The 12,853-nt window shown below is 65.4% G+C and carries 15 protein-coding genes (1 of these 15 cut by a window edge); 9 read left to right on the plus strand and 6 right to left on the minus strand.

Annotated features, from left to right (window positions below):
* Positions 1–68 precede the first annotated feature (68 nt).
* The 5 genes from GRI42_RS00370 to ssb all read left to right on the plus strand — a co-directional run bounded on the left by GRI42_RS00370 (position 69) and on the right by ssb (position 4,110).
* The gene (locus GRI42_RS00370) at positions 69–680 is read left to right on the plus strand and encodes an ankyrin repeat domain-containing protein (protein ID WP_325065272.1); all 612 of its coding nucleotides are present in this window, start codon (positions 69–71) and stop codon (positions 678–680) included.
* A complete protein-coding gene (locus GRI42_RS00375) occupies positions 680–1,354 on the plus strand; it encodes a COQ9 family protein (RefSeq protein WP_160606102.1) in 675 nt (224 codons plus the stop codon). Before GRI42_RS00370 ends, GRI42_RS00375 begins: the two co-directional genes overlap by 1 nt.
* A 56-nt stretch (positions 1,355–1,410) precedes the next feature.
* On the plus strand, positions 1,411–1,650 hold the full coding sequence (locus GRI42_RS00380) for a FeoA family protein (RefSeq protein ID WP_160606103.1): 240 nt from the start codon (positions 1,411–1,413) through the stop codon (positions 1,648–1,650).
* A complete protein-coding gene (gene feoB, locus GRI42_RS00385; RefSeq protein WP_160606104.1) occupies positions 1,647–3,494 on the plus strand; it encodes a ferrous iron transporter B in 1,848 nt (615 codons plus the stop codon). The genes GRI42_RS00380 and feoB overlap by 4 nt, the downstream gene beginning before the upstream one ends.
* Positions 3,495–3,585: 91 nt before the next feature.
* Positions 3,586–4,110, plus strand: coding sequence for a single-stranded DNA-binding protein (ssb, locus tag GRI42_RS00390; protein WP_160606105.1), 525 nt, complete (start codon positions 3,586–3,588; stop codon positions 4,108–4,110).
* 58 nt (positions 4,111–4,168) lie between these two features.
* Here ssb and GRI42_RS00395 read toward each other — a convergent pair whose 3' ends face one another.
* Positions 4,169–4,696, minus strand: a complete 528-nt coding sequence (locus tag GRI42_RS00395) for a YceD family protein (protein WP_160606106.1) — start codon at positions 4,694–4,696, stop codon at positions 4,169–4,171.
* Positions 4,693–5,211, minus strand: a complete 519-nt coding sequence (locus tag GRI42_RS00400; protein WP_160606107.1) for a ubiquinol-cytochrome C chaperone family protein — start codon at positions 5,209–5,211, stop codon at positions 4,693–4,695. Before GRI42_RS00400 ends, GRI42_RS00395 begins: the two co-directional genes overlap by 4 nt.
* Positions 5,212–5,381: 170 nt before the next feature.
* Here GRI42_RS00400 and GRI42_RS00405 point away from each other — a divergent pair, with 170 nt between their 5' ends.
* Genes GRI42_RS00405 through GRI42_RS00420 form a run of 4 tightly spaced genes read left to right on the plus strand, consistent with a single transcriptional unit; the run spans position 5,382 to position 8,166 of the window.
* Positions 5,382–5,852 (plus strand): outer membrane protein assembly factor BamE, encoded by a 471-nt coding sequence (locus GRI42_RS00405; RefSeq protein ID WP_160606108.1) that lies wholly within the window; start codon positions 5,382–5,384, stop codon positions 5,850–5,852.
* A gap of 39 nt (positions 5,853–5,891) precedes the next feature.
* The gene (hslV, locus tag GRI42_RS00410; RefSeq protein WP_160606109.1) at positions 5,892–6,452 is read left to right on the plus strand and encodes an ATP-dependent protease subunit HslV; all 561 of its coding nucleotides are present in this window, start codon (positions 5,892–5,894) and stop codon (positions 6,450–6,452) included.
* Positions 6,453–6,460: 8 nt separating this feature from the next.
* Positions 6,461–7,759: an ATP-dependent protease ATPase subunit HslU gene (gene hslU, locus GRI42_RS00415; RefSeq protein WP_160606110.1), complete on the plus strand. Its 1,299-nt coding sequence runs from the start codon at positions 6,461–6,463 to the stop codon at positions 7,757–7,759.
* Positions 7,759–8,166: an ACT domain-containing protein gene (locus tag GRI42_RS00420; protein ID WP_199800377.1), complete on the plus strand. Its 408-nt coding sequence runs from the start codon at positions 7,759–7,761 to the stop codon at positions 8,164–8,166. The genes hslU and GRI42_RS00420 overlap by 1 nt, the downstream gene beginning before the upstream one ends.
* A gap of 7 nt (positions 8,167–8,173) precedes the next feature.
* Here GRI42_RS00420 and GRI42_RS00425 read toward each other — a convergent pair whose 3' ends face one another.
* From GRI42_RS00425 to GRI42_RS00440, 4 genes are all read right to left on the minus strand, one after another.
* Positions 8,174–8,950: a hypothetical protein gene (locus tag GRI42_RS00425; protein ID WP_160606111.1), complete on the minus strand. Its 777-nt coding sequence runs from the start codon at positions 8,948–8,950 to the stop codon at positions 8,174–8,176.
* A 48-nt stretch (positions 8,951–8,998) separates the two neighbouring features.
* Entirely contained in the window at positions 8,999–10,492 is a 1,494-nt protein-coding gene (locus GRI42_RS00430) for a SulP family inorganic anion transporter (RefSeq protein WP_160606112.1), read from the minus strand.
* Between the two features lie 111 nt (positions 10,493–10,603).
* On the minus strand, positions 10,604–12,424 hold the full coding sequence (locus GRI42_RS00435) for an ABCB family ABC transporter ATP-binding protein/permease (protein WP_160606113.1): 1,821 nt from the start codon (positions 12,422–12,424) through the stop codon (positions 10,604–10,606).
* A gap of 38 nt (positions 12,425–12,462) precedes the next feature.
* Positions 12,463–12,853: the end of an aspartyl protease family protein gene (locus GRI42_RS00440; RefSeq protein WP_234033747.1), read on the minus strand. It continues 596 nt past the right edge of the window; 391 of the gene's 987 nt are visible here — the last part of the coding sequence; its start codon lies beyond the right edge, outside the window; the stop codon is at positions 12,463–12,465.

Genomic DNA, 12,853 nt, shown 5'->3' on the forward strand with positions numbered 1-12,853 from the left:
CTAAGCGCCCGTATTCAAGGGCAGGCCAACTGTTCTCAGACGTAAATTCCGCAAGGAGAAAGTCCAAGGTGCGCGTAAATCCGGTATCCCGTTTCCTGGCCCTGGCATTCGGCATGGTCGCCCTCGTGGCCACCCCGGTGGCGGGGCAGCAACGCTCGGACGGCTCGAAATTCCTCGAGGCGGTCCGCAAGCGCGACGGAGACACCGCGACGCAGCTGCTGGACGAGCCGGGCTCGACCATCGTCAATGCACGCGACATCACCACGGGCGAGACGGGCCTCCATGCCGTGGCCGAACGGCGTGACCTGACCTGGGTGCGCTTCCTGCTGCAGCGCGGCGCCAATCCGAACATCGCCGACCGCAACGGCGTCACTCCCTTGCAGATCGCCGCCCAGCTCGGCTTCGTCGAAGGGGTCGAACGGCTGGCCCAGGGCGGGGCGGATGTGGACGTGCGCAATGTCGCGGGTGAAACCCCGCTGATCAGCGCGATCCACCGCCGCGACGTCGCCATGATCGAAGTGCTCATCAAGGCCGGCGCCAATCTCGACCGGACGGACAATTCAGGCCGCACGGCGCGCGACTATGCCAAGCTGATGGGCGACGACAGCAAGGTCATGGCGGCCATCACTGCCGCTGAAGAGGCGCGCGGCAAGCAGGCCGAAACCTACGGGCCGAACTGATGGCTGACACCGCCGCTACCGATATCGCCGACCTGACGCTCGACGAACTGCGCCTCGCGCTGGCTCCGGCCATTGCCGATGCCGCCATCTTCGACGGGTGGAGCGATGCCGCGCTCGAAATGGCGGCGGACCAGATGGGCGCGGACATCGATGTCGCGCGCCTTGCCTTCAAGGGCGGTGCGATCGACATGGTCTTCGCCTGGATCGAGGCGGTCGACCTGGCGATGGCCGCTGCCTTACCCGAAGACGTTATCGGCCCGATGAAGATCCGCGAGCGCATCCGCAGCCTCGTCCAGTTCCGCTTCGATGCGGTGGCAGGCCAGGAGGAGGCGCTGCGCCGCGCGCTCTCCATCATGGCGATGCCGCATAACGCACCTGCTTCGGCGAAGCGCGGCTGGCAGACCGCCGACCTGATGTGGCGGCTCGCCGGCGATACGGCGACCGACTACAACCACTATACCAAGCGCGCGATCCTCGCCTCGATTTACGGTGCGACGCTGGCCGTGTTCGTCGAGGACGAGAGCGAGGGCAAGGCGGAAACACGCGCCTTCCTCGACCGGCGCATCGAAGGGGTGATGAAATTCGAGAAGGTGAAGGCCAAGTGGCTCAACCCCGAAAGAGAGACCTTCAGCCTGTCGCGCTTCCTCGGCCGCCTGCGCTATCCGGCGCGCTAATCGCCGCTATTGATAACCAGTTGCAATAAGCGCAGCGATCTGACAGGGCGGCCCGCATGACTCTGGACGCTCTCGAAAGCGGAACAGCGGCGCGGATCGTCGCCGTGGATTGGCCCAGCCTGGCCGAGGACGAAGGCAAGCGCCTGCGCGCCCTCGGCGTGGACGAGGGGGCCGACGTCGCCGTAATCCACCGCGGAGTGTTCGGCACGCGCGACCCGCTGGCGCTGCGCCTCGGCAACATGACCATCGCTATCCGCCGCGTCCACGCGAAGGCGATCGAGGTGGAAGCAGCATGAGCCGCAAGCGCACCGCAGCCCTTTTAGGCAATCCCAATTCGGGCAAGTCCGCGCTCTTCAACGCGCTGACCGGCGCACGCCAGAAGATCGCGAATTATGCGGGCGTCACGGTGGAGCGCAAGGCGGGCCGCCTGGTCCTGCCGAGCGGCGAACCGGTCGAACTGCTCGACCTTCCCGGCTCCTACAGCTTCGATGCCGCCAGCCCGGACGAGGCGGTCACCCGCGACGTGGTCAAGGGCACATTCGAGGGCGAGGCTGTCCCCGACGTCATCATTCTGGTGCTTGATGCGGCCAATCTCGAACAGCATCTCGTCTTCGCGCAGGAAGTGCTCGAACTGGGGCGGCCCACGGTTGTCGCGCTTAACATGGTCGACCTTGCCGAACGTGACGGGCTGACGCTCGACCCGGCGGCGCTGTCTCAGGCGCTGGGCGTGCCGGTGATCCCGACCGTGGCAGTGCGCCGCAAGGGTCTTGCCGAACTGACCGACGCGATCGCCGAGGCCGAAACACACGCGGACGAGGAAGCGCACACGCGCTGGCATGTCACGCTGCCCGAACGGCGCCTGTCCGCCAAGCACATGGCCCGCGCCGCTATCCTGTCGAAATCGACCCGTCATACGATCGAGAACGGCGTTGACCGCGTGCTGCTCAATCCCTGGATCGGGCCGTTCATCCTGTTCAGCCTGCTGTTCGTGGTCTTCCAGGCCGTGTTCGCCTGGGCGACCCCCTTTGCCGATGCGTTGGAAGGCGGGGTGGGCGTCATCTCGCAAGGTGTCTCCGACACGCTGCCCGAAGGCCTGCTGCGCGATTTCCTGACCGAAGGTGTACTGGCGGGCGTGGGCTCGGTCGTGGTCTTCCTGCCGCAGATCATCATCCTGTTCTTCTTCATCCTGGTCATGGAAGCGAGCGGCTACATGGCGCGCGCGGCCTTCCTTATGGACCGGCTTATGGCGAGCGTCGGCCTGTCGGGCCGCAGCTTCATTCCGCTGCTGTCGAGCTTTGCCTGCGCCATTCCCGGCATCATGGCGACGCGCTCGATCTCTGATCCCAAGGACCGGCTGACCACCATCCTGATCGCCCCGCTGATGACCTGTTCGGCGCGCCTGCCGGTCTATGCCGTGGTCATCGCCGCAGTTATCCCGCAGACCAGCGTCGGGCTGGGCGTGGGCCTCCAGGGCCTTGTCCTGTTCGCGCTCTATGTCGCCGGTATCGTCGGAGCCATGGCGGTCGCGCTGGTGCTGCGCCGCACGGTCACCAAGGGCGCGGCCTCGGGCTTCATCATGGAGCTGCCGCGCTACCAGCTGCCGCGTCTTAAGGACCTCCTCATCGGCCTGTGGCAGCGCGCCTGGGTCTTCCTGCGCCGCGCCGGTACGATCATATTCGTCGCCACGATCGCGCTGTGGGTGCTCCTCAGCTTCCCCAAGGCGGAAGCCGGCGAGAGCCAGCTCGATGCGAGCTTTGCAGGCGCGATCGCCGATACCCTGCACCCGGTGCTCGCGCCCGTAGGCTTCAACCGCGAAATGAGCCTCGCCATCGTGCCGGCCATTGCTGCGCGCGAGGTGGCCGTCTCCGCGCTTGCCACGACCTACGCCGTCGATGCCGAGGACGAGGAACTCGCCGCGCAGGGAGTGACCGCCCAGATCGCCGCGCTGTGGAGCCTGCCGACCGCGCTGGCCTTCCTTGCGTGGTTCGTCTTCGCCCCGCAGTGCCTGTCGACCATCGCGGTCGCCCGGCGCGAGACGAACGGGTGGAAATGGCCCGCCGTCATGGTCGGCTATCTCTTCGCGCTGGCATGGCTGGCGGCGGGGGCGACCTACTGGATCGCGGTGAGCCTGGGGCTTTAGCTCCGCTTCGGTGGAAAGCTTGCTCGCGCCCTAGAACCGACTCGCTCGCTTCGTTAGGCCACGTGCCAACAAGTTACGAAGGAACGATTCGATGGCCGGTAGCCTCAACAAAGTCATGCTGATCGGAAATCTGGGCGCAGACCCGGAAATCCGCAGCTTCCAGAACGGCGGCAAGGTCGCGAACCTGCGCGTTGCCACCACCGAAACCTGGAAGGACCGCAACACCGGCGAACGCCAGGAGCGGACCGAATGGCACACCGTCGCGATCTTTTCCGAAGGTCTTGTCGGCGTGGTCGAACGCTTCCTGCGCAAGGGTTCCAAGGTCTACATCGAAGGCCAGCTGCAGACCCGCAAGTGGCAGGACCAGTCGGGCAATGACCGCTATTCGACCGAAGTCGTGATCCGCGGCATGAACGGCACGCTGACCATGCTCGACGGCGCCCAAGGTGGCGGCGGCAACCGCGGCGGCGGTGGCGGCGGTGGCAGTTGGGACCAGGGCGGTGGTTCGTCGGGCGGTGGCTCGGGCGGCGGTTGGAACCAGGGCGGCGGGTCGTCCGGCAGCCAGTCTGGCGGCGGCTCGAACTACGACGATCTCGACGACGACATCCCGTTCTGATCGCCGGCAGACACACAGAAGAGGGCCGCCATCGCGCGGCCCTTTTCTTTTGCGCTCTCTATTTCTTCAGCGCCGCCAGCGCTTCTGCCAGCGGGCCGCTGGGCTTGCGGTCCTCGTCGCTTTCGATGCCCTTTGCCGCGCGCACGCGGTCGGCGTCGGGGCCTTCGCGATAGGGGTCGATGGCAAGGCCCAGTTCCTGCGCGATTGCCTCGCCGATATCGAGGGCTTCGCCCTCGTATTCAATCTCGTCGAGGTCGTCGGAGCTCAGTTCGAATTCCTCGTCCGCTTCGTGCGCCGCGGGCGCGCTCGCGGGGACGAAGCGCAACTCGAACTCCTCGGCCACCTCGTAAACGAAATCCTCGCGGCTGACCGCGCAAGGCTGCTCGACGCTTGCCGCAAGACTGCCACGCGCAATAACTGCCTCGCCCTTGGGTTCGAAGGACACGCGGGCCGACAATGCGGGCAGGGCCGTGATGCCGAACCGGGCGGCGAGTGCAGCGCGCTCCACCTCGCTCGCCTCGATAGCCATCTCGCCCGGGGGAAGCGCGCGCGGCTTGATCATGCGCGAGAGTTCGGGTGCGCTCATGCGGCGAACTCGCCCTTGCGCAACTCGTCGGCGCTGGTCCGCGAAAGGCGCTTGTCGAGGCGGATCATGCGTTCCGCCAGCGCCTCGGCCTCGTCTTCCTGCGCCATGGTGACGTTGCGGCGGACCGCATCGGCCAGCGCCGCGCGGTCCTCATCGGCCAGCGCCTTGCGATAGGCGCCGAGGCGCCCGCCCATGGTGCTCATGAGAGTGCCGATTTTCTTGCCCACCGTGGGATCGCCGATGCCCGCTTCACGCAGCTGGCCTTCCATGTCTTCGACGAACAGTTCGGTCAGCAGGGCGGTGTGGGGTGCGAGGTCCGCATCCTTTTCCATCCGCAGCAGTGCGAGGCTGAGGGCAAGCGTGACCATGTCGAACCGGCCTTCGACCGTGTCGGCAACGCCGCACATCCGGTACCAGTCGGGATCGCGCGCTTCTTCCACGACGCGGTGCCACAGGGGGCGCCACTGTTCGCGCGGGTCGGCTTGCGTTCCGAAAAGACGGGATAGGAAGGACATCTAATGCTTCTTTCTGTTCAATCGTTCAGCGGCAATTCAAGCCGCCATCCCCACCGCAGCACGACACGCACGTTGCAAGCTACGTCCCAGCGGTTTAGGGCGTGGGCCGCATATAGGATGCGCTGGCGACAAGGCCAAGCGCGCCGCCAGGATGGAGACACGCTGTTCCCATGAACAGGTCCAAGATTTTCGGTATCGCCGCGGTCCTCGCGGCAGGCCTCGCCACCACCGCCTGCAGTTCGATCAACGAATCGCGCGGCTATATCGTCGACAGCATCCTGGTCGGCACGGTCCAGCCGGGCATCGACAACGAGCGCAGCGTGGCCGCCACGCTTGGCCGCCCGACCTTCACCAGCCAATTCGGCGATCCGACCTGGTATTACGTGTCGAGCACGACGGGCCGTAAGCCCTTCGTGCGCCCGAGCATTCGCGAACACCAGGTGCTGGCGGTCAAGTTCGATGCGTCCGGCAACGTGATCTCCGCCGACCGCACGGGCCTCGAAAAGGTCGTCTATCTCTCGCCAGATGGCGACGAGACGCCGACGCTCGGCCGCGAGCGCGGTTTCCTCGAAGACCTGTTCGGAAATATCGGCACCGTGGGCCAGCCGGGCCTCGGAGGACAGCAGGGTCCGGGAAGCTGATCGCTTGACCCTGTTGCGGCGCACCCCATATCGCGCCGCATGGACGATAGAGAAAACCGCCACGGCCTGACCAAGTGGCACGGCACCACCATCATCGGGGTACGCAAGGGCGATCGCATCGTCGTTGCCGGGGACGGACAGGTCTCCATGGGCAACACGGTCATGAAGCCCAATGCCCGCAAGGTTCGCCGGATCGGTGAAGGCGGCAAGGTCGTCGCCGGTTTCGCCGGTGCCACCGCCGATGCCTTCACCCTGTTCGAACGGCTGGAAAAGAAGCTCGAACAGTACAGCGGTCAGCTGCTGCGCGCCGCGGTCGAGCTGACCAAGGACTGGCGCACCGACAAGTACCTGCGCAATCTCGAAGCGCTGATGATCGTGGCGGACAAGGACAACCTCCTCGTCCTGACCGGCAATGGCGACGTGCTGGAACCGGAAGGCGGCATCACCGCCATCGGCTCGGGCGGGAATTACGCGCTCGCCGCGGCCAAGGCGATCGCCGAATACGAAGACGATCCCGAAGTCATCGCGCGCAAGGCCATGAAGGTCGCCGCCGACATCTGCGTCTTCACCAATGGCAATGTGACCCTCGAAGAGGTCTGAGCACTTACATGGACAATCTGACACCCAAGGCGATCGTCGCCGCGCTCGACGAGCATATCATCGGGCAGAAGGACGCCAAGCGCGCCGTTGCCGTGGCGCTGCGCAACCGCTGGCGCCGCCAGCGCCTTGCCGCGGACCTGCGCGACGAGGTGACGCCCAAGAACATCCTCATGATCGGCCCCACGGGCTGCGGCAAGACCGAGATCAGCCGCCGCCTCGCCAAGCTGGCCGAGGCACCGTTCGTGAAGGTCGAAGCGACCAAGTTCACCGAGGTCGGCTATGTCGGCCGCGACGTCGAACAGATCGCCCGCGACCTCGTCGAAGAGGCCATCCGGCTGGAAAAGGAACGCCGCCGCGAAGCCGTGCGCGAAGCGGCCAGCCAGGCGGCGATGGACCGCCTGCTCAACGCGCTCGTCGGCGAGAATGCCAGCGAGGCGACGCGCGAGGCTTTCCGCGAACGCATCGTCCAGAACGCGATGAACGAGACCGAGGTCGAGATCGACGTCAAGGACCAGCCGGCCAGCAACATGGAAATTCCCGGCATGCCCGGCAATGTCGGCATGATCGACCTGTCCGACATGCTCGGCAAGGCGATGGGCCGCACGCCGACCAAGCGGCGCAAGCTCAAGGTCCCCGATGCGTGGGACAAGCTGGTCGAGGAAGAGGCCGAGAAGCGCATGGACCAGGACGACGTGCACCGCGTCGCGCTGGAGAATGCGGAAACCAATGGTATCGTCTTCCTCGACGAGATCGACAAGATTGCCGTTTCCGACGTGCGCGGCGGTTCGGTCAGCCGCGAAGGCGTGCAGCGCGACTTGCTGCCGCTGATCGAGGGCACGACGGTGGCCACCAAGTACGGCCCGATGAAAACCGACCATGTGCTTTTCATCGCTTCGGGCGCGTTCCACGTCGCCAAGCCGTCGGACATGCTGCCCGAACTCCAGGGTCGCCTGCCGATCCGCGTCGAACTGCGCGCGCTGACGGAAGAAGACTTCGTGCGCATCCTCACCGAGACGCGCGCCAACCTCGTCGAACAGTACCGCGCCCTGATCGGGACCGAAGAGGTCACGCTCGAAATCACCGACGATGCCATTGCCGAAGTCGCCAAGATCGCGGCGCGGGTGAACGAAAGCGTCGAGAATATCGGTGCGCGGCGCCTGCAGACTGTGATGGAACGCCTGCTGGAAGACATCAGCTTCGAGGCGGAAGAGCACAAGGGCGAGACGGTGACCGTGGATGCCGCCTATGTCCGCGAACGGCTCGACGACCTTGCGGGCGACGCCGATCTGAGCAAGTACATCCTCTGATGCCCGAAACCATCTTCCAGACCCAGGCAATGATCGCGGCCATGGCGCCGCGGCTCGACACACAGCTCTGGAGGTTCGTGACGGTCACGCCCGACAAGGCGCCCGAATTGCTGGGCGCCGCCATCGGCACTTTCCGCGAGGACGAGGGCGTGACCGCCATCGTTCCGGCAGAACTGGCGGATGAGGCGGGACTGGACGGCCCCGACTTCGCGCGCATCACGCTGATGGTGCATTCCGACCTCGAAGGCGTGGGGCTTACTGCGGCTGTTGCCACCGCGCTCGCCGATGCGGGCATTGCCTGCAACATGGTCGCAGCCTTCCATCACGACCACGCTTTCGTGCCCGCCGCGCACAGCAAGCGGGCGATGACAGTCCTCAAGATCCTACAGGACAGCGCCGACCTCTAGGCGGACTTCACAATCCCAGCAGCGCGTCCAGTCGCTCCTGCAATTCGGTCAGGATGGCTTCGCGCTCGTCGTAGCCCATCAGTACGTGGTTCCTGCGCCCCATGTTGTCGAACAGCTCGTTGAGGAATTGCTGGTTTGAGCGCATGCGGGCAACATCGCATTGCGGGGTCCACTTGGTCTCTTCGTCGCTCATGAATCCGAAATCGGGACTTGTATCCTCTTCCCTCGGAACCAGCGTGATCCGGATCGCTTCTGGGTGGCGGCTGTAGAGGCGGAACAGCTCGTTCGTCCTCTCCTCGTGATTGCCGCGCTGTCGGTCGCGGAAGATGATGTAGCTGCGCAGCTGGCTTTTGATCGTCTCGTCTTGCACGCGGTCGAACCGCCCGGTGGCCAGCATCTCCTCGAGGATCGGCAACTGATCGGCTTCCCGGCGATAGACGTGGGAGCCGGCTACGGCCCTGCATTCCGCTTCGGTAAGCGGGCGCGACTCGGCCTGCGAGAAGATGACGGACCTGGCCTGCGCCATGGTGTCTGCATTCGCCTGGAGGTATTCCCTCTCCTCGCGCACCGCGCCGAGCAACGTGGCAGTCTCGTCCTGGAGCCGCGCCAAGATGGCTTCCTCGTCCTTGCGGTCCTGCCGCTCCTCGTTCCAGTTCGCAGCCTGCAGGCCGAGAAAAACGCCGAGCACGACGATCACGAATTCGGCGCCGAGCGCGAACCAGTTCTGTTCGCGCAAATGTGCCGCGATCCTGCCAAGGAATACCGGTACTTTCCTCTCGCCCATGGGCGGGAGTATGAGGCACCGGCCAGCAGGTGCAAGGGCAAATTCCCCCTAGGGGTGGGGTGCCAGGCCGATCTCCACCCCCGTCTTGTCGGTCAGCGCGAACTTGTCGACCAGGTCGGCGCTTGCACGATTGAGGCCGACGACCTGCACACTACGACCATTGCGGCGCATGCGTTCGACCACCTTGTCGAGCGCGCCCACGGCCGAGATGTCCCAGAAGTGCGCCTTGCTGACATCGATGATCACATGGTCTGCCGGATCGGGCATCTGGCTCTCGGGGCCTAGCGCGGCTTCGAAGCGCTCGACGCTGGCATAGAAGATCTGGCCCTTGGCCCAATAGGTCGCAGTGTCTCCCTCGCGGGTGCGAACGACATCGAACATAGTCATCACCTTGTGTGTGAAGAACACGCCCGACAGGACGACGCCGGCCAGCACGCCGAGCGCGAGGTTGTGCGTCGCGACCACGACCACGACAGTCGTGACCATCACCACGCTCGACTGCCACGGGTGCTTGCCGATGTTGGGGATCGAGTTCCACGAGAAGGTGCCGATCGACACCATGATCATGATCGCCACCAGCGCGGGCATCGGAACCTGCCCGACAAGGTCGCCCAGCACGGCCAGCAGGACCAGTAGCGCAAAGCCGGCGGTAAAGGTCGACAGGCGCGTGCGGCCGCCGCTGGTCACGTTGATGACCGACTGGCCGATCATCGCGCAGCCGCCCATCCCGCCGAACATGGCGGCCACGATATTGGCGACGCCTTGCCCCGCGCTTTCGCGGCGCTTGTCCGATCCCGTGTGCGTCATGTCGTCGACGATCTGCGCAGTCAGCAGCGATTCGAGCAGGCCGACCGCGGCCATGGTCGCCGAATAGGGGGCAATGATGGCCAGCGTTTCCCACGTCAGGGGCACGTCGGGCAGCATGAAGTACGGCAGGCCTTCGGGCAGTTCGCCCATGTCGGCGACCGTGTTGACCGGCGCGTCGATATAGATGCTAAGCGCGGTGAGCACGATGATCGCCACCAGCGGGCTCGGCACGGTGGTGGTCAGCTTGGGGAAGAGATAGATGATCGCCAGCGCGGCGGCGACCATGGCATAGGTTTCCCAGCCCATGTTGGTCAGCTGCGGCAGCTGCGCCATGAAGATCAGGATCGCGAGCGCGTTGACGAAGCCGGTGATGACCGAGCGCGAGACGAACTGCATCAGCAGGTCGAGGCGGAGCAGGGCGGCAATGCCCTGGAACACGCCCATCAAAATGGTCGCGGCGAAGAGATATTCGACCCCGTGGTCCCGCACCAGCGGCACGACGACGACCGCCACGGCGGCCGTCGCGGCGCTGATCATGCCGGGCCGCCCGCCGGTAAAGGCGATGACCATGGCGATCGCGACCGAGGCATAGAGGCCTACGCGCGGATCGACGCCCGCGATGATCGAGAATCCGATCGCTTCCGGGATGAGGGCCAGCGCGACGACGATGCCTGCAAGCACGTCGGCGCGGATGTTGGAGAGCCAGTCGCGGCGAAGCGCGCTGAGGTCGAGCATGACGAATATCCGTTCGTGAAAGGATTGGGCGCACACGGGCGCGCGCGAAGAATGTTGCTCGCCCGTTTAAGGATGTTGCAGTGCAACACAACCCCGCGGGGGGCAGAATTCCTATTCCGCCGCCTCGCTCTCGGCTTCGCTTTCGGCCTGCTGGCGCGCCCACATCTCGGCATAAAGGCCGCCTTGGCGCAGCAGCTGCGCGTGCGTCCCGCTCTCTGCAAGGCGCCCCTGGTCGAGTACCAGGATGCGGTCGGCATCGGCGATGGTCGAGAGGCGGTGCGCGATGGCGAGCGTGGTGCGATCCTCGCTCACACGGTGCAGCGTGCGCAGGATGTCCTGCTCGGTTCGGCTGTCGAGCGCGCTCGTCGCCTCGTCGAGCAGCAGGATCGGCGGGTTCTTCACCAGCGTGCGCGCAATGGCGACGCGCTGCTTCTCGCCGCCCGAAAGCTTCAGGCCGCGTTCGCCCACTTCGGTGTCGAAGCCCTGCGGCAGGCGTTCGATGAAAGGCAGGATGGCCGATGCCTGCGCCGCGGCGTTGACTTCTTCCTCGGTGGCGCCCTCGCGCCCGTAGGCGATGTTGTACCCGATCGACTCGTTGAACAGCACGCTGTCCTGCGGGACGATACCGATCTGGGCGCGCAGGCTCTTCTGGGTGACCTGCGCAATATCCTGCCCGTCGATCAGGATGCGCCCCGACTGCGGGTCGTAGAAGCGGAACAGCAGGCGCGCGATAGTGCTCTTGCCTGCGCCGGAGGGACCGACGATGGCGACATGGTTGCCCGCCGGCACTTCGAAGCTGAGGCCCTTGAGGATCGTGCGATCCTGCTCGTAGCCGAAGACGACATCCTCGAAGGAGATGGTCGGGCGCTTCACCACAAGGGCAGGGGCGCTGGGTGCATCGCGCACCTCCACGTCGGTATCGATCAGGTCGAACATGGCGGCCATGTCGATGATGCCCTGCCTGACCGTGCGATAGACCATGCCCAGCATGTCGAGCGGGCGGAAGAGCTGGATGAGATAAGTGTTCACCAGCACGAGGTCGCCCGTGGTCAGCTGGCCCTTGCTCCAGCCCCAGACCGTAAAGGCCATCGCGCCGCCCATCAGCAGGTTCATGATCATGGCCTGGCTGATGTTGAGGAGGCCCAGCGAGTTTTCGGACCTGATGGCAGCCTCGGCCCAGGCATGGGTCGCCTCGCCGTAACGGGCACGCTCGCGCTCCTCGGCGGAGAAGTATTTGACCGTCTCGTAATTGAGCAGGCTGTCGACCGACCGCGACAGTGCCGTTCCGTCGAGTTCGTTCATCCGGCGCCGCAGCTCGTTGCGCCATTCGGTGATCTTGCGGGTGACGACGATATAGGCGGCCACGGTCACGCCGGTCGCGGCCACCAGTTCCCAGCCGAAGTTGATGTAGAAGATGACACCGACCGCCAGCAGTTCGATCGCGGTCGGCGCGATGTTGAAGAGCAGGAAGTAGAGCATGACGTCGATGCTCTTGGTGCCGCGCTCGATGGTCTTGGTGATCTCGCCGGTCCGGCGCGAGAGGTGGAAGCGGAGCGACAGCTGGTGCAGCCGCGCAAAGACGTCCTCGGCCAGCTGGCGCGTCGCGTCCTGCCCGACGCGCTCGAAAGTGATGTTGCGCAGATTGTCGAATGCCACGCCGGCAAAGCGGCCGGCGGCATAGGCAATGACGAAGGCGAGGGCGACCATTGCCGCCTCGTTCGCCGGCGTGGTCATGGAATCGACTGCGCGCTTGTAGGCAAAGGGCAGGGCGAGCGTCGTCGCCTTGGCCGCTAGCACGAATACCATCGCGCCGATGATGCGCCGCTTCAGGCGCGGATTATCCTTCGGCCAGAGATAGGGAAGGAAACGCCGCAGCGTCGCCCAGCTTTCGGCGTCGGCGGTCTCGTCCTGCGGTTTCGTCTCGGGCGGCATGGCGCGCTATGTGGGGCGCGGAGCGCTCGCGGGCAAGCTCAGGTCCCCATGCGGGTGGCGTTGAACCTGCGGTTGAGGATCGAATTGGGCGTCGCATCGCGCGGCAGGTCGAACAGGACGCGCTGGGTCGAGAAGTCAATCGCCACCCGCTCGAATAATGCAAGGTTGTGCATGCCAAGGATCAGCGCCGGCTTGTCGGTATAGCCCAGCGCCTTGAACGCCGGGCTGTCGGCAAAGCCGATGGTCGCATTGGTGATGGTCGCGCCGCCGATGATGATCTCCTTGGCGAAGGCGAGGTCGCTGCGCAGCATCTCGCCGTGGACGTCCGACGTCACCAGCTCGTTGCGGTCGCCCGCGCGCGAACGCTTCATCATCCTGCGCAGCAGCGCCGGGTTGCCAAAGGAGTACTGAGCGCCGGTATCGAGGATG

It is taken from the genome of Qipengyuania gaetbuli (genome assembly GCF_009827315.1).
Taxonomy (GTDB): domain Bacteria; phylum Pseudomonadota; class Alphaproteobacteria; order Sphingomonadales; family Sphingomonadaceae; genus Qipengyuania; species Qipengyuania gaetbuli.

Bases quoted from the DNA above. Each gene is read 5' to 3' on its own strand.
- GRI42_RS00375 (WP_160606102.1), top strand. From the start codon at position 680: ATGGCTGACACCGCCGCTACCGATATCGCCGACCTGACGCTCGACGAA.
- GRI42_RS00380 (WP_160606103.1), top strand. From the start codon at position 1,411: ATGACTCTGGACGCTCTCGAAAGCGGAACAGCGGCGCGGATCGTCGCC.
- feoB (WP_160606104.1), top strand. From the start codon at position 1,647: ATGAGCCGCAAGCGCACCGCAGCCCTTTTAGGCAATCCCAATTCGGGC.
- ssb (WP_160606105.1), top strand. From the start codon at position 3,586: ATGGCCGGTAGCCTCAACAAAGTCATGCTGATCGGAAATCTGGGCGCA.
- GRI42_RS00395 (WP_160606106.1), bottom strand. From the start codon at position 4,696: ATGAGCGCACCCGAACTCTCGCGCATGATCAAGCCGCGCGCGCTTCCC.
- GRI42_RS00400 (WP_160606107.1), bottom strand. From the start codon at position 5,211: ATGTCCTTCCTATCCCGTCTTTTCGGAACGCAAGCCGACCCGCGCGAA.
- GRI42_RS00405 (WP_160606108.1), top strand. From the start codon at position 5,382: ATGAACAGGTCCAAGATTTTCGGTATCGCCGCGGTCCTCGCGGCAGGC.
- hslV (WP_160606109.1), top strand. From the start codon at position 5,892: ATGGACGATAGAGAAAACCGCCACGGCCTGACCAAGTGGCACGGCACC.
- hslU (WP_160606110.1), top strand. From the start codon at position 6,461: ATGGACAATCTGACACCCAAGGCGATCGTCGCCGCGCTCGACGAGCAT.
- GRI42_RS00420 (WP_199800377.1), top strand. From the start codon at position 7,759: ATGCCCGAAACCATCTTCCAGACCCAGGCAATGATCGCGGCCATGGCG.
- GRI42_RS00425 (WP_160606111.1), bottom strand. From the start codon at position 8,950: ATGGGCGAGAGGAAAGTACCGGTATTCCTTGGCAGGATCGCGGCACAT.
- GRI42_RS00430 (WP_160606112.1), bottom strand. From the start codon at position 10,492: ATGCTCGACCTCAGCGCGCTTCGCCGCGACTGGCTCTCCAACATCCGC.
- GRI42_RS00435 (WP_160606113.1), bottom strand. From the start codon at position 12,424: ATGCCGCCCGAGACGAAACCGCAGGACGAGACCGCCGACGCCGAAAGC.